We start from the raw sequence: 17,759 nt of genomic DNA, 5'->3' as shown, positions 1-17,759 counted from the left end.
AAGCTGGGTCTTCCGCCTGGGATGGGGCAGCCGATCCACGCGGAGACCCCAGCTTTCGCTGGGGTGACGGATAGGGATGGAGCGTGACGGATGACGATGGCGGTGCGTTCGCCGGCCGCGGACCCCTTCCTCCCCTCACGCGAAGAAGACCGGTCCGCCACCCGCTCAGTTCGAGGCGAGCTGGATCGGCTCCGCCGCACCCTTGGCGTCCGCGGTGCGGAACGACACCGGCACGCCGCCGGCGGTGCCGGTCACGTGGTTGCCGCGCACGGTGAGGCGGAACGGGGCGCCCGCGGGATAGCGGCGGCCGCTGATGACCTTGGCCCCGTCGACGACGGTGCTGGTGTAGACATAGGTCTGGCCGTCGTGCCGGAACGACCGCTCGCCCTCGCGCGCCATGCCGATGGTCGAGGTCAGCGTGGCCGCGATGGTGGCCAGGATAGCAAAGGTCTTGCGCATGATCGTCTCCCGCAATTGAGTGCGTCGAGCCAGATCAGGTCCTTCCCAACTTTCGGATGTGATCGATATTGCGGTGCAGCAAATCGATCAATTGCAAAGCGGACGGGGCAGGATTGCGTCTCATGCAATCGTAAGTGTGCCCGGTACTGGCACAATTCTGCGACAATTCGGGCGTACGGCGGAATGCCGGGGTTCAGGAGCATCGCGAGATGTCGGAAGCTGCCATCGCATTGAACCGGTTCGGGCTGGGCGCGCGTGCGAACGAAATCCCGCCCGGAGATCCGCGCCGTTGGCTGACGGCACAGATCGGAGCCTATGAGCCGCGGCCGGCGCCGGTCGCTGCTGCGCCGACCAGCGCTGCGGTCGCCGCCGAGCTCGCCGCCTATCAGGCGACGCAGCGTTCGATCCGGCAAGGCGCGCTGCCCATGTCGCCGCCGACGACGCCCCCTCCGACGATGACGCCGCCAGCTGCGATGGCCGCGCCCGCGATGGCCGGGCCTGCAATGGCGCCGGCCGCCGCGGCAACCCCGATGCGCGATGCCAGGCAGGAGGCGCGGGCGATCGCGCAGCGCGCGGCGCAGCGGGACTATGCCGCGCTGGTCGGCGCGCGGACGGCGAGTGCCGTTGCCTCCGACACGCCCTTTGCCGAACGGCTGGTCTGGTTCTGGTCCAATCACTTCGCGGTATCGGCGGACAAGCTGGAGCTGACCGCCCTGTCGGGCACGCTGGAGATGGAGGCGATCCGCCCGCACGTCATGGGCCGCTTCGCCGACATGCTGTTCGCGGTCGAGCGGCATCCGGCGATGCTGCTCTGTCTCGACCAGGCGGTGTCGGTCGGCCCCGACAGCCCCGTCGGCGCGAAGGCTGCCGCCCGCGGCCGGCGCAGGATCGGGCTCAACGAAAATCTGGCGCGCGAGATCATGGAATTGCACACGCTCGGCGTGCGCACCGGCTATACCCAGGCGGACGTCACCGAATTCGCCCGCGCGATGACCGGCTGGACGGTGGGCGCGATCGGCGGCGGGCCCGGCGCGCGCTTCGTCGCCGATCGGCCGGCGGGCCGCTTCGCCTTCGTGGCCCAGATTCACCAGCCCGGCGCGCGCACGATCCTCGGCAAGACCTATCCACCCGGCGAGGAGGATCAGGCGCAGGCTGCGCTCGCCGATTTCGCCGCGCATCCGGCGACCGCGCGTCATATCGCGACCAAGCTCGCCCGCCATTTCGCCGGCGATGCGCCGCCACCGGCGATGGTCGCGCGGCTGGAGGGGGCGTTCCTGACCTCCGGCGGCGATCTGACGACGCTCTACCGCGCGCTGATCGCCTCGCCCGAGGCCTGGGCGCCCGCGCCCGCCAAGTTCAAGACGCCATGGGAATGGACGGTCTCGTCCTACCGCGCGCTGGGTCTTGGCGATGTGAAGCCGCAGGCGGTGCTCGGGCTGCTCGGCCAGTTGGGCCAGCCGGTCTGGAAGCCGGGCCAGCCGATCGGTTACGACGACACCGCGCCGAGCTGGGCAGGGCCCGATGCGGTGATGCGCCGGGTCGAGGCGGCGGAGCGCTTCGCCGCGCGCGCGGGCGCGACGATCGACGCGCGTGCACTGGCGCCGCGGCTGTTCCCCGATGCCGTCTCGCCCGCCACCACCCAGGCGCTCGCCCGCGCCGAAAGCCCCGGACAGGCGCTCGCGCTGCTGCTCGTCTCGCCCGAAATGATGCGGAGATAGGATCATGGATCGTCGCAGCTTCCTCGCCGCCGGCGGCCTCGGCCTGCTCGGCACCTTCGCGCCGCGCATGGCCTTCGCCAAGGCGGCGACCGCCAAGCGGTTCGTCTTCATCATCCAGCGCGGCGCCGCGGACGGGCTGGGCACGATCGGCGCGGTCGGCGATCCCGCCTTCGTCGGCGCGCGCGGCGACCTCGCCGCGGACCTTACCGCGGGCACGAAGCTCGACGCGATGTTCGCGCTGCATCCGGCGATGGCCAATGCCGCCGCGCTCTACGGCAAGGGGCAGGCGCTGTTCGCGCATGCCATCGCCTCGCCCTACCGCGACCGGTCGCATTTCGACGGGCAGAACGTGCTCGAGACCGGCGGCACCGGCGCCTACCAGCTCAAGGACGGCTGGATGAACCGGCTGCTCGGCGTCGTGCCCACCGACGATGCCAAGGCGATCGCGATCGCCGCCACCGTGCCGATGGCGCTGCGTGGCCGGCGTGAGGTAGCGAGCTATGCGCCCTCGTCGCTGCCCGATGCGTCCGACGATCTGTTGGCGCGGGTGACGCGGCTCTATCAGGGCGATGCGCAGCTGCACGGCCTGTGGAACGAGGCGATGCAGACGCGCCAGCTGACCGGCGACCTGGCGCAGGACAATGGCCGCAATGCCGCCGCGACCGGTGCGCTCGCCGCGCGGCTGCTCGCACCCGGGAATGGTGCGCGGATCGCGACGATCGAAACCGGCGGCTGGGACACGCACGCCGGCCAGCGTGGCCGGCTGGCGAACCAGCTTAAGGGCCTCGATGCGATGATCGCCGCGTTGCAGACGGGGCTGGGGCCGGTGTGGGACGACACGCTGGTGCTGGTCGCGACCGAATTCGGCCGGACGGTCGCGGTCAACGGCACCGGCGGAACCGACCATGGCACCGGCACCGCGGCGATGCTGTTCGGCGGTGCGGTCAAGGGCGGCCGCGTGCTCGCCGACTGGCCGGGCCTTGCCACCGCCAACCTGTACGAAGCGCGCGACCTCAGGCCGACGACGCCGCTCGACGCCTTCATCGGCGGCGCGGTGGCGGATCATTTCGGCGTCGAGTCGCCGCGGGCGATGGCGGCGCTGTTCCCGGCGAGCGCGAAGACGGCGGCGATCGGCGGCCTGCTGCGCGCGTGATTTGAACCCACCCCCGTTGTAAGCTAGAGCGCGGCGCTTTGCCGAACGGACGCTCATGACGCTTTACACCCGCTTTGCCGCGCATGTCGCCGCGGCCCTCGACACGCTGGTCGCCGCCGGCACGCTGCCGGCCGATCTCGACCGCAGGAACGTCACCGTCGAGCCGCCGCGCGACGCCAGCCATGGCGATCTCGCGACCAACGCCGCGATGGTGCTCGCCAAGCCCGCGGGCATGAACCCGCGCGCGCTGGGCGAGGCGCTCGCCGCCGAACTGGCCAGGCTGGACGAGGTCGCCGCGGCGAGCGTCGCCGGTCCCGGCTTCATCAACCTGAAGCTCACCGATGCGGTGTGGCGCGACGAACTGGCGCAGATCCGCACCGCGGGCGATGCCTATGGCCGCTCGACGCTGGGGCAGGGGATCACGGTCAACGTCGAATACGTCTCCGCCAATCCGACCGGGCCGATGCACATGGGCCATTGCCGCGGCGCGGTGGTCGGCGATGCGCTCGCCGCGCTGCTCGAATTCGCCGGTCACACGGTCATCCGCGAATATTACGTCAACGACGCCGGCGGGCAGGTCGACGTGCTCGCCCGCTCGGCGCACCTGCGCTACCGCGAAGCGCTGGGCGAGACGATCGCGATTCCGGAGGGGCTGTATCCGGGCGACTATCTCGTTCCTGTCGGCCAGCAGCTGGCGGCGGACTATGGCGACCGTTACGTCGATGCGCCCGAGGGCGAATGGCTGGCGCTGTTCCGCACCCGCGCGGTGGCGGCGATGTTGGTCATGATCAAGGACGACCTTGCGCTGCTCGGCATCCACCACGACCTGTTCTCGTCGGAGGCCGAATTGCAGGCGGCGGGCAAGCCCGAGGCGGCCGAGGCGGAGCTGCGCGCGCGTGGGCTGATCTACGACGGCGTGCTCGAAGCGCCGAAGGGCGAGACGCCCGATGACTGGGAACCGGTCGAGCTGCCGCTGTTCCGCTCGACGCAGTTCGGCGACGACCAGGACCGGCCGATCAGGAAGTCGAACGGCCAGTGGACCTATTTCGGCGCCGACCTCGCCTATCATTTCCAGAAGAGCCAGTCCGCCGACCAGCTGATCGACATCTGGGGCGCCGACCATGCCGGCACGGTCAAGCGCATCGTCGCCGCGGTCGCCGCGCTGACCGGCGGCAAGACCCGCTTCGACGTCAAGCTCGTCCAGATGGTGCGGCTGCTGCGCGGCGGCGAACCGGTCAAGATGTCGAAGCGCGCCGGCAATTTCGTCACGCTCGCCGACGTGGTGCGCGAGGTCGGCAAGGACGTCGTCCGCTTCACCATGCTGACCCGCCGCTCGGACGCGCAGATGGACTTCGACTTCGCCAAGGTGGTCGAGGCGTCGAAGGACAATCCGGTCTTCTACGTCCAGTATGCGCACGCCCGCATCGCCTCGCTGCACCGGCGTGCCGAGGAAGCCGGCATCGTCGGCGGCGAGGCCGATCTGTCCCGGCTTGATACGGAGGAGCTGGCGCTGGTGCAGCTCGCCGCACAATTCCCCCGCATCGTCGAGACCGCGGCGACGGCGCGTGAACCGCACCGAATTGCCTTCTATCTCTATGACTTGGCGGCTGCTTTCCATGCGCTGTGGAATGTCGGTAACGACCGCCCCGACCGCCGCTTCCTGGTGGTCGAGGACCATGACGCGACGCGTGCGCGTCTGTTCTTGGCGACGGCGATCGCACAGATTATCCGTAACGGGCTCAACATCATGGGCGTGGTCGCGGTTTCGGAGATGAAGTGATGGCGGACGACATGGACCTGCGCGAGGAGGACCGGCTGCCCTGGCTCGAAACCGTCGAGCCCGACGAGGAACGCGGCGCGCCGATCGGCAAGGTGCTGGCGCTGGTCGTGCTCGGGCTGGCCGTGCTCGCCGCGATCATCTTCGGCATCTACAAATTGCAGAACCGCACCGCCGCCGACGGCCAGCTGATCGCCGCGCAGGAGGGCGACTACAAGGTCAAGCCCGACGATCCCGGCGGGCTGAAGGTGAAGGGCGAGGGCGATGCTGCGATCGCCACCAGCGCCGGCAAGGCGGGCAATGGCTCGATCGACCTCAACGCCGTGCCCGAAAAGCCGGTCGAGGGCCATCGCGCGCAGGCCAACGCCAAGCCGGCGGGGGCAGGCGGCAGCAACACCGTGGCGCAGGTCCCGGCCTCCGGCGGTCGCCTCGTCGCGGCGCAGCCGGTGACGGTGCAGCGCGGCAATGCGGCGGGCGCGACGAGCGGCGGGTCGCTGGTCCAGCTCGGCGCCTATCCGACCGAGGCGGCGGCGAAGGCGGCATGGGCGGGCTTTGCCAAGCGGTTCGGCTACCTCGCGCCGCTCGGCCAGTCGGTCCAGTCGGTCGCCACCGGCGGCCGCACGCTGTACCGCCTGCGCGTGAACGCGGGCAGCGCCAACCAGGCGGCGGATATCTGCGGCCGTCTGCGCGTCGCGGGCGAAAGCTGCTTCGTCGCGAGCTGAGTTCGACCTGATTTTTACACGGCCGCGGGGAAGGGCATTCCGTGGTCTACTTCCCCCCCGTCACCCCGGACTTGTTCCGGGGTCCACTCCGCGGCGAGGCGCGCGGCCCGAGCTTCTACCGCTGCGCCGGCGGCCCGGTGGACCCCGGAACAAGTCCGGGGTGACGGGGGATTTGGGGCGCGCCGATCCGGCAATCACGAAGCGTGATGGACCCCCTCCGTTCCCCCACCTTCGTCATCCCCGCGAAGGCGGGGATCCATAATCACGTCGGCCCGGGATAGCCCGCACGGTCAGCCAGTATGGATCCCCGCCTGCGCGGGGATGACGATCGTTGTGGGGTAGGCAACGCGCGTGCGCCGTCGCCCTCGCATCTTCCCGCCACCCGCGCTAACCCACTCCCATGAAGCCCGTCATCTTCGGCATCGCCGGCCCGACCCTCACCCCCGACGAACGCGCGTTCTTCGCCGAGGCGGAGCCCGCCGGCTACATCCTGTTCAAGCGCAACATCCAGACCCGCGCACAGGTCCGCGCGCTGACCGACAGCCTGCGTGACATCACCGGCCGCGCCGACCTGCCGATCCTGATCGATCAGGAGGGCGGGCGCGTCGCGCGGATGGGGTCGCCGGAATGGCCGGCCTTTCCCGCCGGTCCCGCCTTCGCCGCGCTGTACGATATCGCGCCGATGTCGGCGATTCAGGCGATGCGCGCCAATGGCCAGGCGCTGGGGCTGATGCTCGGCGAGGTCGGCATCACTGTCGATTGCGCGCCGATCATCGACGTCGCGCAACCTGACACGACCGAGGCGATCAGCTGCCGCACCTATGGCGCCGAACCGATGCAGGTCGCCGCACTCGGTCGCGCGATGCTGGAGGGGCTGGCGGCGGGCGGCGTCGTCGGGGTGGTCAAGCATATGCCCGGCCACGGCCGCGCGAAGGTCGACAGCCATCACCTGCTCCCCACCGTCACCGCGAGCGCGGACGAACTGGCGGTCGATCTCGAACCCTTCCGCACTCTCTCGCACGCCCCGATGGGCATGACCTCGCATATCGTCTTCGAGGCTTGGGACGCCGAGCGCCCTGCGACGCTGTCGCCGACCGTCATCGCCGATGTCATCCGCGGCGCGATCGGCTTCGACGGGCTGTTGATGACCGACGATATCGACATGAAGGCGCTGTCCGGCACCGCGGGCGAGAAGGCGGCGGGGGCGATCGCTGCGGGGTGCGACCTCGTCCTCGATTGCTGGGCGCGGATGGACGAGATGGTCGAGATCGCCGGCCGGCTCGGCCCGATCGGCGATGCGGCGCGCGTCCGGCTCGACCGCGCGATGGCCAGCGTCGGCGCGCTCGAAGGCGATTTCGCCGAGCTGATCGCGCGCCGCGACGCCTTTCTCGCGCTTGTCTGAATGGCCGAGCCCGAACAGCTCAACCTCGATCTGGAGGGCTGGGAGGGGCCGCTCGACCTGCTGCTGACGCTGGCGCGGTCGCAGAAGGTCGATCTGCGCGCGATTTCGATCCTGTCGCTGGTCGAGCAATATCTGCGCTACATCCGCCAGCGCCAGACATTGCAGCTGGAGGTCGCCGCAGATTATCTCGTCATGGCCGCATGGCTCGCCTATCTCAAATCGGCGCTGCTGCTGCCGCGACAGGCGGACGAAGAGCCGGACCCCGAGGAACTGGCGTTGCGCCTGCAACTGCGGCTCGAACGACTGGCGGCGATGCGCGAGGCAGGCGCGCGGCTGATGGCGCGGGACCGGATCGGCCGCGACGTCTTCGTCCGTGCCGCGCCGGAAGGGCTGCGCACCGTCCGCCGCGCGGCGTGGCAGGCGGAGATCTACGATCTCATCTCCGCCTACGGCCGGATCAGCGCGCGCACCCGCCCGGTGATGCACGTCGTCGCCGACCGCGAGGTGATGACGCTGGAGGCGGCGCTGGCGCGCGTCTCGCGGCTGGTCGGCGCGACGCTCGACTGGGCTACGCTGGAAAGCTTCCTGCCCGACGGTTCCGGCCGGCTGCGCAAGTCGGCGCTCGCCTCGTCGTTCCTCGCCGCGCTCGAACTCGCCAAACAGGGGCGGGTGGAGTTGCGCCAGCAGGCGCCGTTCGCGCCGCTCTACGTGCGGGCGCTCGCATGACCCCGCCCGACGACGGCATTCGTGCGGTCGAGGCGCTGCTGTTCGCCGCCGCCGAACCGCTGACGGCCGAGGCGATCCGCGCGCATGTCGGCGACGCGGTCGACGTGCGCGCGGCGCTCGCCCGGCTGGCGGAGGATTATGCCGGCCGCGGCATCGCGCTCGTCCGCCGCGGCGAGCGCTGGCATTTCGAGACCGCGCCCGACCTCGCGCACCTGCTGCGCCGCGACCGCGACGAGGTGCGGCGGCTCAGCCGCGCCGGCATCGAGACGCTGGCGATCATCGCCTATCACGAACCCGTCACCCGCGCCGAGATCGAGGCGATCCGCGGCGTGCAGGTCGCCAAGGGTACGCTCGACGTGTTGCTGGAGGCGGGCTGGGTCCGCCCCGCCGGCCGCCGCGAGGTGCCGGGACGGCCGCTGACCTTCGCGACGACGCCCGGTTTCCTCGCGCATTTCGGCCTCGACAGCCGCCGCGACCTGCCCGGAATCGACGATCTGCGCGCCGCCGGGCTCCTCGACCCCGTCGACCTCGCGTTCGAGGAAGCATTGGAGGTGGCAAAGGACGGCGAGAGCGATTAGATAGGGCCGCATTCTAGGAGATACGCCATGGGCAGCTTCAGCCCGATCCATCTGCTCGTTCTCGCCGTCGTCGCGATCCTGCTGCTCGGTGGCGGCCGATTCTCCAACCTGATGGGCGACGTCGCCAAGGGCGTGAAGAATTTCAAGAAGGGCATGGCGGAGCAGGACGACGATGTCGCCGCCAAGCCCGCGCCTCGCATCGAGGCGCAGAAGGCGGCGGAGCCGGCGTTCGATCGCGACGGCGAGCGCGTCCGCGACGACCGCTAAGCCCACCCCGATCCATAGCCGCGGTTCCCGATGTTCGGTGTAGATTCGTCCGAATTCCTGCTCATCGCCGTCGTGGCGCTGGTGGTGATCGGTCCCAAGGACCTGCCCAAGGCGATGCGCGTCGTCGGCTATTGGGTCGGCAAGGCGCGTGGCGTCAGCCGCTCGTTCCGCCAGGGCTTCGACAACATGGTCCGCGAGGCCGAGCTGGAAGAGATGGAGAAGCGCTGGGCCGCGGAGAATGCGCGGATCATGGCGGAACATCCCGCAAGCTCCGATGCCGAGGCGGTCGCTGCCGCCGAGCCGGTGGCGGACCAGCCCCAGCCCGATGCACCGGTGATGGTCGAAAAGCCTGTCGTCGTCGCCGCCCCCGAACACAAACCCGCGCCGCAGCCCGATAGCACCCCGTCATGAGCGACCCCGAGATCGAGAACGAGATCGACGCCAGCCGCGCGCCGTTGCTCGACCATCTGATCGAGCTGCGCCGCCGGTTGCTCTACTGCATCGCCGCGATCGTGATCGCGTTCGGTGTCAGCTACTATTTCGCTGAAGACATCTTCGCGTTCCTCGTCCAGCCGCTGCTCCACGCCGGGCAGAAGACGGTCATCTACACGCAGCTGTTCGAGGCGTTCCTGGTCAAGGTGAAGGTCGCCTTCTTCGCCGCGATGATGATCTCCTTCCCGGTGATCGCCAACCAGCTGTGGCAGTTCGTCGCGCCCGGCCTGTATCGCAAGGAAAAGCGCGCGCTGCTGCCGTTCCTGCTCGCGACGCCGATCCTGTTCGTCTGCGGCGCGGCGCTGGCCTATTACATGGCGATCCCGATGGCGCTGCACTTCCTGCTCGGTTTCCAGGGCGATGTCGGCGGCGTCCACCAGCAGGCGCTTCCCGCGATCGGCAATTACCTGTCGATCGTGATGCAATTTTTGTTCGCCTTTGGCCTCGCCTTCCTGCTGCCGGTGCTGCTGATGCTGCTGGAGCGGGCGGGGATCGTCACGCGCAAGCAGCTGATCGCTGCACGACGTTATGCAATCGTCGGCGCGACCGCGCTCGCCGCGGTGCTGACCCCGCCCGACCTGATGAGCCAGGTGCTGCTCGCGGTGCCGCTGATCCTGCTCTACGAGATCGCGATCATCGGCATCTGGTTCACCGAGCGCAAGCGCTCGAGGGATGCCGGTACGGACATCGTCGAGGCGTAAGCGCTCGCTCGCGCCCACCGTTCGCCCTGAGCCTGTCGAAGGGCAGGTGGGACTCAATGTGCTTCGACAGGCTCAGAACGAACGGTGGAGGGTTCGTGCTCTCTCACTCGTGTTTCGTGCCCGGCACCATACGAAAAAGGCCCCCGCTCACATGAGCGGAGGCCTTCGTCAGCCGGGTGGGGCTTTGCGCTTACTTGGCGTCGTCGGCGGTCTTGGCGACGGTGCTGCCCGCCGACTTGACGTCCTTGCCGACGCCTTCGACCGTATTGCACGCGCTGACCATGAGCGCGCCGGCAACGACGACCAATCCGAGAACCTTACGCATAGAACCTCCTGAGGCATGAATACCGGGGGAGGAATGATCGGGCGCGCCATTCGTTCCGGCTGCGCAACCCATCCCTCCCGCGGTGGATCCGGGAAATGGGGCAGATATGCCCCGAACGATTAAGGCCCGAAAGCATCACCGGGGGGGGGAGGGTGGATGCTTTCGGGCCTATGTCGTGGATCGCGAGAGCGGGGGGCATAAGGTCGCGATCCGTATTGCATAACCCCGAAGCCGCTGCCCGGTTCCCGGCTTTCCGCCGCCGTTCACGAATTTTTTTAACGGCTCAATCGCGGCCCAGAATGGCGATGGCGATCTCATAGGCGCCGGTCATCGGGTCGTGGTGGAGCGGCGCGCGCAGCTGGCGCGACAGGCCCTCAATGACGCGGCCGTAGCGGGTCGACAGCAGCGTTTCGAGCATCTCGCTCTCGACGAAGGCGCGCGAGACAACGCGCAGCTTGGCCTTCTTGTCGTCGTCGCCCGGCTTGACCGCAACGCGGACCTGCGCGGCGGAATCGCAGCTCATCGCCAGCTCGATCGTCTCGGTGACGAGGAAGGCGACCGCGACCGCGACGTCCTGGCTGACCAGATAGGGATCGACGTCGAGCACGATCGACAGGCTGGTCGCCCCCTCCGGCGCGGTGGCGCGGATGTTGGAGGCAAGTTCGCCGATCACCGCGCGCAGGTTGAGGCCACGATTGTCCTCCATCTCGGCGAAATGGTTGCGGTGGACGACCGCGAGCGCATCGACGCGGCGCTGGATCGAGGCATAGGCCGCGGTCGCATCGGGACTGGGCGCGCCGCGTGCGTGGAAATTGATGAGGCTGGAGATCACCTGCAGGTTGTTCTTGACCCGGTGGTGCACCTCGCGCGTCAGCTTGGTCTGGCGCACCACCGCCTCGGCGAGCCCCGCCTCGTGCAGCGCGACGGTGCGGCTGATCGCGCGGAACGTGTCGCCGAGCTCGCGGATCTCCTGTGCCGGCAGCGGGCCGAGCTTGCCCGGATCGATCACCTCGCCGGGCGTATAGGCGGCGACGCTGGCGCGCAGCAGCCGCAGCGGGCGGATCAGCAGCCGGTCGACGATGAACCACGACAGCCCCGCCGCCGCCGCCCACATCAGCAGCGGCAGCATCAGCGCGACGAGGAAGGACGAGGTGATCGGCGCGCTACGGATGCTGGTGCGCAGCGTCAGCCCGCCGAGGCCGAGATCGGTCTGCACCGTTTCGACCCGGTCGAGCGGGCCCAGATCGGGGATCGTCGACAGCTCCAGCGTCGCGTCGTCATGGACCAGCGCACTGGCGAGCGGCATCGCGCGGCTGGCGGGCGAGGCGAGCCGGGCGAGGAAGCTGCGCGGGAAGAACACCCGCGCGCTCGGCCCCCGGCGCGAACCGGCGACCGACAGGATCAACCCGCGGTCGGGCAGGACGGCGGCGCCGACCGCGGTGCTGGTGTCGAGCGTCACGTTGGTCGACAGCGGCTCGCCGCACAGCAGGCGGCCGTCGCGGTCGACGATCGAGAAGCGCGTGCCGGTCGTCGCCTGTTGCGCAAACACGCCCTGCGCCCGCGCGCAGCTCGGCGCGTCGGCGGCATCGGTCTGCAGCGCGTTCACCGCGACGCGCAGCGCGGTCATGTCGCCGATCAGCTCGATCGCGATGGCGCGCGCGCTTTCGTTGGCGGCGATGCGCAGCCGCGCCCGCGCCTCGGCATCCGCGGTACGGCCGGTCTGCAGCGTCGCGCCGATGGCGATCAGCGCGAGCAGCAGCAGCGCGACGCTGAGCGTGATGAACAGCTTCGCCCCGGTCGGCAGCCGGGACAGCGCCGATACCGGGGTCATCGCGGTACGTCGGGTAAGGGAAGCAGCGTCGAGGGAGGAGGCCATGCCTCCTGCTACGAGAGCTTGTTCAGCAGGTCGAGCATTTCATCGGGAACGTGTTCGTCCACCGTCCGCTGATAGGCCGAGCGCAATGCCGCGCCCATGTCGCGATCCTTGCTTTGAACCCGTGCAGGAGACTTCTTGGAAGACGTCTTCTTGTCCTTTTCGCTGGGCAATTCCAACATGTCCCCCTGGGTGGCCCGTGATCGCGGGCAATCGACGCAACGCGAACGGACCCGCTTTTGCGAAGCGGTTTATCCATTCAATCGCCGATGAAACCAAAGTGGCGTTCGTTGGTTCCATGCTGGCGCGAAAATTCCGCAGGTCCGAAGGGGGCGGCTGGGTTCTTCGACAAACACCGTTGCAAAGCGGCGGGCGCCCGCACAGATCAGGCGCCCGCTCAGTATCTCAGGGAGTGAACACCACCCATGTCGCTTGGACAGCAACTCGCACCGCATCTTCCTTTCCTGCGGCGCTACGGCCGGGCCCTGACCGGCAGCCAGCATCAAGGCGACAAATATGTCCGCGCCACGCTGGAGGCGATCGTCGCCGCTCCCGACCAGTTCCCGCGCGACGTCGATCCGCGGCTTGGCCTGTACCGCATGTTCCAGGGCATCTGGGCATCGGCCAATGCCGACGGCGAGGAACAGACGTCGCAGAGCGACGCCGACGGCACCGAAGCGGTCGCCCGCGCGCGCCTCGCCCGAATGACGCCGCTGTCGCGTCAGGCGCTGCTGCTGACCGCGATGGAGGGCTTCACGCCGGAGGACGCCGCCTATCTGATCGAAGTCGATACCAGCGAGGTCGAGACGCTGGTCGCCGAGGCGCTGTCGGAGATCGAGAAGCAGACGCGCGCCCGCGTGCTCATCATCGAGGACGAACCGATCATCGCGATGGATATCGAGACGATCGTCCGCGACCTGGGCCATGAAGTCACCGGCGTCGCCGTCACCCGCGACGAGGCGGTGGCGCTGGCGATGGAGGATCGCCCCGGTCTGGTGCTCGCCGACATCCAACTCGCCGACGACAGTTCGGGGATCGACGCGGTCAAGGACATCCTCGCCGAGTTCGAGGTACCGGTGATCTTCATCACCGCCTTCCCGGAGCGCCTGCTGACCGGCGAGCGGCCCGAGCCGACCTTCCTGATCACCAAGCCGTTCCAGCGGTCGACGGTCAAGGCGGCGATCAGCCAGGCGCTGTTCTTCGACGAGGCGACGATCCCGGCGGCGCTCGCCTGACGGCGGGCTTGCCCGCCGGCAGGTCGCAGAAAAAAGTTACGGACCCAAAACGGGTTTCGGGGGTTTGAGAACCATGGCTGATCCTAACGAAACAGTGCATGTGACCACCACCGAAGCCCGTGCGGGCTCGACTCCGGGCGTGACGCGTTACGTCCTCGGCATCTCGCTGGTGCTCGTCATCGCGATCTTCGCCTTCCTGCTCCTGCGATAACGCAGCGTCCCTGCCGATACACTGGCAATTGCCGGTCAGGACCCTTATCTTGTTGCGACAGGCGGCAAGTTTGTCCCCGGCTTCGAACGGATTTGCATGACTCAGCCCGCTCCGCGTGACGACGATTATGATGATGACGATGCGGTCGTTGAGCCGGTCGAACACGTCGCGCTGTCTGATCCCGAATTCAAGACGCAGCTGGCGCAGGTCATCCCGCATCTGCGCGCCTTCGGCCGCTCGCTGTCGGGCAGCCGCGATCTCGCCGACGATCTGGTGCAGGAAACGCTGCTGAAGGCATGGGCCGCGCGCCAGCGCTTCCAGGCCGGCACGAACATGCGCGCTTGGACCTTCATCATTCTGCGCAACCTGTATCTGTCGCAGATGCGCCGCGCGCGCTTCAAGGGCGAGTGGGACGATCTGGTCGCCGACCGTATCCTCGCAGCCCCCGCCAGCCAGGATCGCCACGTCGAGCTGGGCGATATGCAGCGCGCGCTGCTACACCTGCCGCAGCCGCAGCGTGAGGCGCTGATCCTGGTCGGCGCGGGTGGTTTTGCCTATGAAGAGGCCGCGGAAATCTGTCAGGTCGCCGTCGGTACGATCAAGAGCCGCGTCGCGCGCGGTCGCGTGGCGCTGGAAAGCATCCTGAGCGAGGGCGCGTTGCCGTCGCGGCGCGAACATGCGACCGACGTCAACAAGACCGCGCTCGATACGATCATGGGCGAGGTCGACGAACTGAGCCGCGGCCACTGACGCCGCGGCGGTTCGGTCAGTGCGCCACCCGATCCAGCCGCTGCAGCAACGCCGTCAGATCGCGCGGCATCGGCGTTTCACCGAACACCCCACGCAGCGCATGGCCCAGCGCATCGGCCTCACGAGGCCGGCGGACGACATAGTCGCCCGTGCGAGCCTTTGCGGCGGGATGAAAATCGGCGGTCATGTCGTCTCCAACGGCCAGCCGCCTGAAATGTTGCGCGTCTGCGTCGAACGGGACGCGCGGCGATGACAGTCTTCGACTTCGAGGGCGCCGTCGCTCGCGCCCGCGACCATGCGCCGTTCCTGGCATTGTTGCTCGATCGCGAGCCGGTGCTGGCCGGGCAGCTCGCCGCCGGTGTGCTGGATATTCACGCCACGAGCGCCACTCCCGACATGCCGGTCGCGCGGCAATTGCGGCTCGATCGCCGCGCGCTGGCGCTGACCGTCGGCATCGGCGATCTGGCAGGCGCGCTCGACCTTACCGGGGTGACGCACGCGCTGACCGATTTCGCCGACCGCGCGCTCGACCGCGCGATCCGTGCGGCGATCGAGGAGCGGACGCCGGGGGCCGAGCCACGCGGCTTCGTCGCCATCGCGCTCGGCAAGCAGGGCAGCCGCGAGCTCAACTATTCGTCCGACATCGATCCGATCCTGCTGTTCGATCCCCGCACGCTGCCGCACCGGCCGCGGGAGGAGCCCGAGGAGGCGGCAGTTCGGATCGCCAAACGCGTCGTCGAGCTGCTGCAGGCGCGCGACGGCGACGGCTATGTGCTGCGCGTCGACCTGCGGCTGCGCCCGTCGCCCGAGGTTACGCCGATCGCGCTGCCGGTCGAGGGCGCGATCAGCTATTACGAAAGCCAGGCGCTGACCTGGGAGCGCGCGGCGTTCATCCGATCTCGGGCGGCGGCGGGCGATCTGGCGCTGGGGCGCTATTTCCTCGATGCGATCCGGCCGTTCGTGTGGCGGCGCGGGCTCGACTTCGGCGCGATCGGCGAGATCCGCGACCTGTCGCGCCGTATCCGCGATCATTATGCCAGCGGGCAGGGGTTCGGCCCGGGCTACGACCTGAAACGCGGGCGCGGCGGCATCCGCGAGGCGGAGTTCTTCGCACAGATCCACCAGATGATCCACGGCGGCCGCGATCCGGCGCTGCGCGCGCCGGCGACGCGCGATGCGCTGGCGGCCTTGGCAGCGGCGGGTTGGATCGAGGCGGATCAGGCGGCGGCGCTGACCCGCTCGTACACGCTGCTGAGGACGATCGAGCATCGCGTCCAAATGATCGACGACCGCCAGACGCACACGCTGCCGACCGGCGAGGCGCTCGACCGGGTGGCGCGGCTGCATGGATTGGCGGCGGGGGAGGACCTGCTCGCGTTGCTGCGCGAACCGGTTGAGACCGCCGGCCGCATCTACGATGCGCTCGACGAGGGGCGGCCCGGCGGATTGCCGCACGAGGCGCACGCGCTGTCGGCGGGGCTGACCGACGCGGGCTTCGCCGATGGCGAGGGGGCCGCGGCGCGCATCGCCGGCTGGCGGGCGGGGCGCTATCCGGCGCTGCGCAGTCCGGCGGCGCGGGCGGCGCTGGAGGCGGTGCTGCCGGTGCTGATGCCGGCGCTGGCGGGGGCGCCGGATTCGGCGGCTGCGTTGCTGCGGCTCGACCGGCTGCTCGAACGCCTGTCGAGCGCGATCAACATCCTGCGCCTGTTGGAGGCGCGGCCAGGTCTCGCCAGCCTGCTCGCGACGATTCTCAGCCACGCCGCGCCGCTCGCCGACGCGCTCGCCGTGCGGCCCGAGCTGATCGACTGGCTGATCGACGCCAGCGCGTTCGAGCCTTTGGGCAGCGTCGACGAGCTCGCCATCGAGCTGCGGGGCGACGACGCGGGCGATTATCAGGCGCTGCTCGACCATGTCCGTCGCCTCGTCGGCGAGAAACGCTTCGCGCTGGGGTCGCAGGTGGTCGCCGGGGTCAGCGATCCGCTCGATGCCGCGGCGGGCTATGCGCGGCTCGCCGAGGCGGCGATCGCGGTGCTCGCGGCGGCGACGGTCGCCGAATTCGCGCGCAGCCACGGCCGCGTGCCCGGCAGCGAGCTGGTCGTCCTCGCCTTCGGCCGTGCTGGGGGCGGCGCGTTGACGCATGCCAGCGACCTCGACCTCGTCTATCTGTTCACCGGCGATTTCGCCGGCGAGTCGGACGGCGCCAAGCCGCTCGGCGCGACGCTCTACTACAACCGGCTCGCACAGCGGATCACCGCGGCGCTGTCGGTGCCGACCGCGGCGGGGCCGCTCTATCCGGTCGATACGCGGTTGCGCCCGTCGGGGACGCAGGGGCCGCTGGTCGTGTCGCTCGACTCGTTCGCGCGCTACCAGCGCGAGGAGGCGTGGACATGGGAGCATATGGCGCTGGCGCGGGCACGGCCGGTGTTTGGGTCGCCGTCGGCGCGCGCGGCGGCGGCGGCGGTGATCGCCGATGTCCTCGGCGGCGCCCGACCCGACCGCGATCTGGCGCGCGAGGCGGCGACGATGCGTGCGGAGATGGCACGGCACAAGCCGCCGACCGGGCCGCTCGACGCCAAACTGCTGCCGGGCGGGCTGGTCGATCTGGAATTCACCGTCCACCTCGCGCAGTTGTGCCACCGCACCGGGTTCGACCCGAACCTCAGCCGGGCGATCGCGGCGCTGGCGGAAGAGGGACTGCTGCCACCGGGGCTCGGGGCGGCGCACGACCTGCTCACCCGGCTGCTCGTCACGTTGCGGCTGGTCGCGCCCGATGCGGCGGTGCCGCCCCCGGCGACGCAGGCGCTGATCGCGCGGGCGCTGGGGCTCGCCGACTGGGCGGCAGTGCTTGCCGCGCTGGCGGCGACGCGGCAGGAGGTCGAGGCGGCGTGGAATGGGATGACGGGAGCAGGCGATGGATGACGGTGCGACGATCCCGGCGGTGAGCGTGACCGCCCCCGACGGCACGCCGATCCGGCTGACCGACCTGCCGCTGCCTGCGATCGTCTATTTCTACCCCAAGGACGACACCGCGGGCTGCACGCGCGAGGCGCAGGACTTCTCGGAATTGTCCGACGCGTTCGCGGCGGCGGGGGCGAGCCTGATCGGGATCAGCAAGGATTCGCCGGCATCGCATGGCAAGTTCATCGCCAAGCATGGCCTGACCATCGGCCTCGCCAGCGACGAGGATGGCAGCGTCTGCGCCGCGTTCGGCGTGTGGGGCGAGAAGCAGCTGTACGGCCGCACCTATATGGGGATCGAGCGCGCGACCTTCCTGTTCGGTGCCGATGGCCGGCTGGCGAAGGCGTGGCGCAAGGTCCGGGTGCCGGGTCATGCCGCCGCGGTGCTGGCGGCGGTGCAGGCGCTGTAGGCG

The 17,759-nt window shown here is 69.6% G+C and carries 19 protein-coding genes; 14 read left to right on the top strand and 5 right to left on the bottom strand.

Annotated features, from left to right (window positions below; all coding sequences use genetic code 11):
- Positions 1–165: 165 nt before the first annotated feature.
- The gene (locus tag M9979_RS08165; protein ID WP_254288862.1) at positions 166–459 is read right to left on the bottom strand and encodes a hypothetical protein; all 294 of its coding nucleotides are present in this window, start codon (positions 457–459) and stop codon (positions 166–168) included.
- Positions 460–668: 209 nt separating this feature from the next.
- On the opposite strand from M9979_RS08165, the gene M9979_RS08160 reads away from it, so the two are divergent.
- The 10 genes from M9979_RS08160 (at position 669) to tatC (ending at position 9,995) form a co-directional block, all read left to right on the top strand.
- On the top strand, positions 669–2,177 hold the full coding sequence (locus tag M9979_RS08160) for a DUF1800 domain-containing protein (protein ID WP_254288861.1): 1,509 nt from the start codon (positions 669–671) through the stop codon (positions 2,175–2,177).
- A gap of 4 nt (positions 2,178–2,181) precedes the next feature.
- Complete coding sequence (locus tag M9979_RS08155) at positions 2,182–3,330, top strand: DUF1501 domain-containing protein (protein ID WP_254288860.1); 1,149 nt, start codon at positions 2,182–2,184, stop codon at positions 3,328–3,330.
- Between the two features lie 55 nt (positions 3,331–3,385).
- A complete protein-coding gene (gene argS / locus M9979_RS08150) occupies positions 3,386–5,110 on the top strand; it encodes an arginine--tRNA ligase (RefSeq protein ID WP_254288859.1) in 1,725 nt (574 codons plus the stop codon).
- Positions 5,110–5,829 carry an SPOR domain-containing protein gene (locus M9979_RS08145; protein WP_254288858.1) on the top strand — a complete coding sequence of 240 codons (720 nt, stop codon included), beginning with the start codon at positions 5,110–5,112 and terminating at the stop codon, positions 5,827–5,829. The genes argS and M9979_RS08145 overlap by 1 nt, the downstream gene beginning before the upstream one ends.
- Before the next feature lie 400 nt (positions 5,830–6,229).
- A complete protein-coding gene (locus M9979_RS08140; RefSeq protein WP_254288857.1) occupies positions 6,230–7,231 on the top strand; it encodes a glycoside hydrolase family 3 N-terminal domain-containing protein in 1,002 nt (333 codons plus the stop codon).
- On the top strand, positions 7,232–7,957 hold the full coding sequence (locus M9979_RS08135) for a segregation and condensation protein A (protein ID WP_254288856.1): 726 nt from the start codon (positions 7,232–7,234) through the stop codon (positions 7,955–7,957).
- The gene (gene scpB, locus M9979_RS08130; protein ID WP_254288855.1) at positions 7,954–8,535 is read left to right on the top strand and encodes an SMC-Scp complex subunit ScpB; all 582 of its coding nucleotides are present in this window, start codon (positions 7,954–7,956) and stop codon (positions 8,533–8,535) included. The genes M9979_RS08135 and scpB overlap by 4 nt, the downstream gene beginning before the upstream one ends.
- A 27-nt stretch (positions 8,536–8,562) precedes the next feature.
- Positions 8,563–8,802, top strand: a complete 240-nt coding sequence (locus M9979_RS08125; RefSeq protein ID WP_254288854.1) for a twin-arginine translocase TatA/TatE family subunit — start codon at positions 8,563–8,565, stop codon at positions 8,800–8,802.
- Between the two features lie 30 nt (positions 8,803–8,832).
- Positions 8,833–9,213: a Sec-independent protein translocase protein TatB gene (gene tatB / locus M9979_RS08120; RefSeq protein ID WP_254288853.1), complete on the top strand. Its 381-nt coding sequence runs from the start codon at positions 8,833–8,835 to the stop codon at positions 9,211–9,213.
- Entirely contained in the window at positions 9,210–9,995 is a 786-nt protein-coding gene (gene tatC / locus M9979_RS08115) for a twin-arginine translocase subunit TatC (RefSeq protein WP_254288852.1), read from the top strand. The genes tatB and tatC overlap by 4 nt, the downstream gene beginning before the upstream one ends.
- A 190-nt stretch (positions 9,996–10,185) precedes the next feature.
- On the opposite strand, the gene M9979_RS08110 is transcribed toward tatC, so the two are convergent.
- The 3 genes from M9979_RS08110 to M9979_RS08100 form a co-directional block, all read right to left on the bottom strand.
- On the bottom strand, positions 10,186–10,320 hold the full coding sequence (locus M9979_RS08110; protein ID WP_038662115.1) for an entericidin A/B family lipoprotein: 135 nt from the start codon (positions 10,318–10,320) through the stop codon (positions 10,186–10,188).
- Between the two features lie 283 nt (positions 10,321–10,603).
- The gene (locus tag M9979_RS08105) at positions 10,604–12,151 is read right to left on the bottom strand and encodes a sensor histidine kinase (RefSeq protein WP_254288851.1); all 1,548 of its coding nucleotides are present in this window, start codon (positions 12,149–12,151) and stop codon (positions 10,604–10,606) included.
- Between the two features lie 53 nt (positions 12,152–12,204).
- Positions 12,205–12,375 (bottom strand): NepR family anti-sigma factor, encoded by a 171-nt coding sequence (locus tag M9979_RS08100; protein ID WP_254288850.1) that lies wholly within the window; start codon positions 12,373–12,375, stop codon positions 12,205–12,207.
- 243 nt (positions 12,376–12,618) lie between these two features.
- On the opposite strand from M9979_RS08100, the gene M9979_RS08095 reads away from it, so the two are divergent.
- Both M9979_RS08095 and M9979_RS08090 read left to right on the top strand, forming a co-directional pair.
- Positions 12,619–13,428, top strand: a complete 810-nt coding sequence (locus M9979_RS08095) for a response regulator (protein WP_254288849.1) — start codon at positions 12,619–12,621, stop codon at positions 13,426–13,428.
- 307 nt (positions 13,429–13,735) lie between these two features.
- Positions 13,736–14,389 (top strand): sigma-70 family RNA polymerase sigma factor, encoded by a 654-nt coding sequence (locus tag M9979_RS08090; RefSeq protein ID WP_254288848.1) that lies wholly within the window; start codon positions 13,736–13,738, stop codon positions 14,387–14,389.
- 16 nt (positions 14,390–14,405) lie between these two features.
- Here M9979_RS08090 and M9979_RS08085 read toward each other — a convergent pair whose 3' ends face one another.
- On the bottom strand, positions 14,406–14,576 hold the full coding sequence (locus M9979_RS08085) for a hypothetical protein (protein WP_254288847.1): 171 nt from the start codon (positions 14,574–14,576) through the stop codon (positions 14,406–14,408).
- 62 nt (positions 14,577–14,638) lie between these two features.
- Here M9979_RS08085 and M9979_RS08080 point away from each other — a divergent pair, with 62 nt between their 5' ends.
- Both M9979_RS08080 and M9979_RS08075 read left to right on the top strand, forming a co-directional pair.
- The gene (locus M9979_RS08080; protein ID WP_254288846.1) at positions 14,639–17,308 is read left to right on the top strand and encodes a bifunctional [glutamine synthetase] adenylyltransferase/[glutamine synthetase]-adenylyl-L-tyrosine phosphorylase; all 2,670 of its coding nucleotides are present in this window, start codon (positions 14,639–14,641) and stop codon (positions 17,306–17,308) included.
- Complete coding sequence (locus M9979_RS08075) at positions 17,301–17,756, top strand: peroxiredoxin (protein ID WP_254288845.1); 456 nt, start codon at positions 17,301–17,303, stop codon at positions 17,754–17,756. Before M9979_RS08080 ends, M9979_RS08075 begins: the two co-directional genes overlap by 8 nt.
- Positions 17,757–17,759: the final 3 nt, after the last annotated feature.

It is taken from the genome of Sphingomonas liriopis, assembly GCF_024211255.1.
Classification (GTDB): domain Bacteria; phylum Pseudomonadota; class Alphaproteobacteria; order Sphingomonadales; family Sphingomonadaceae; genus Sphingomonas; species Sphingomonas liriopis.
Note: the sequence above shows the minus strand (reverse complement) of the source record. Positions and strands in the feature narration are given on the sequence as shown.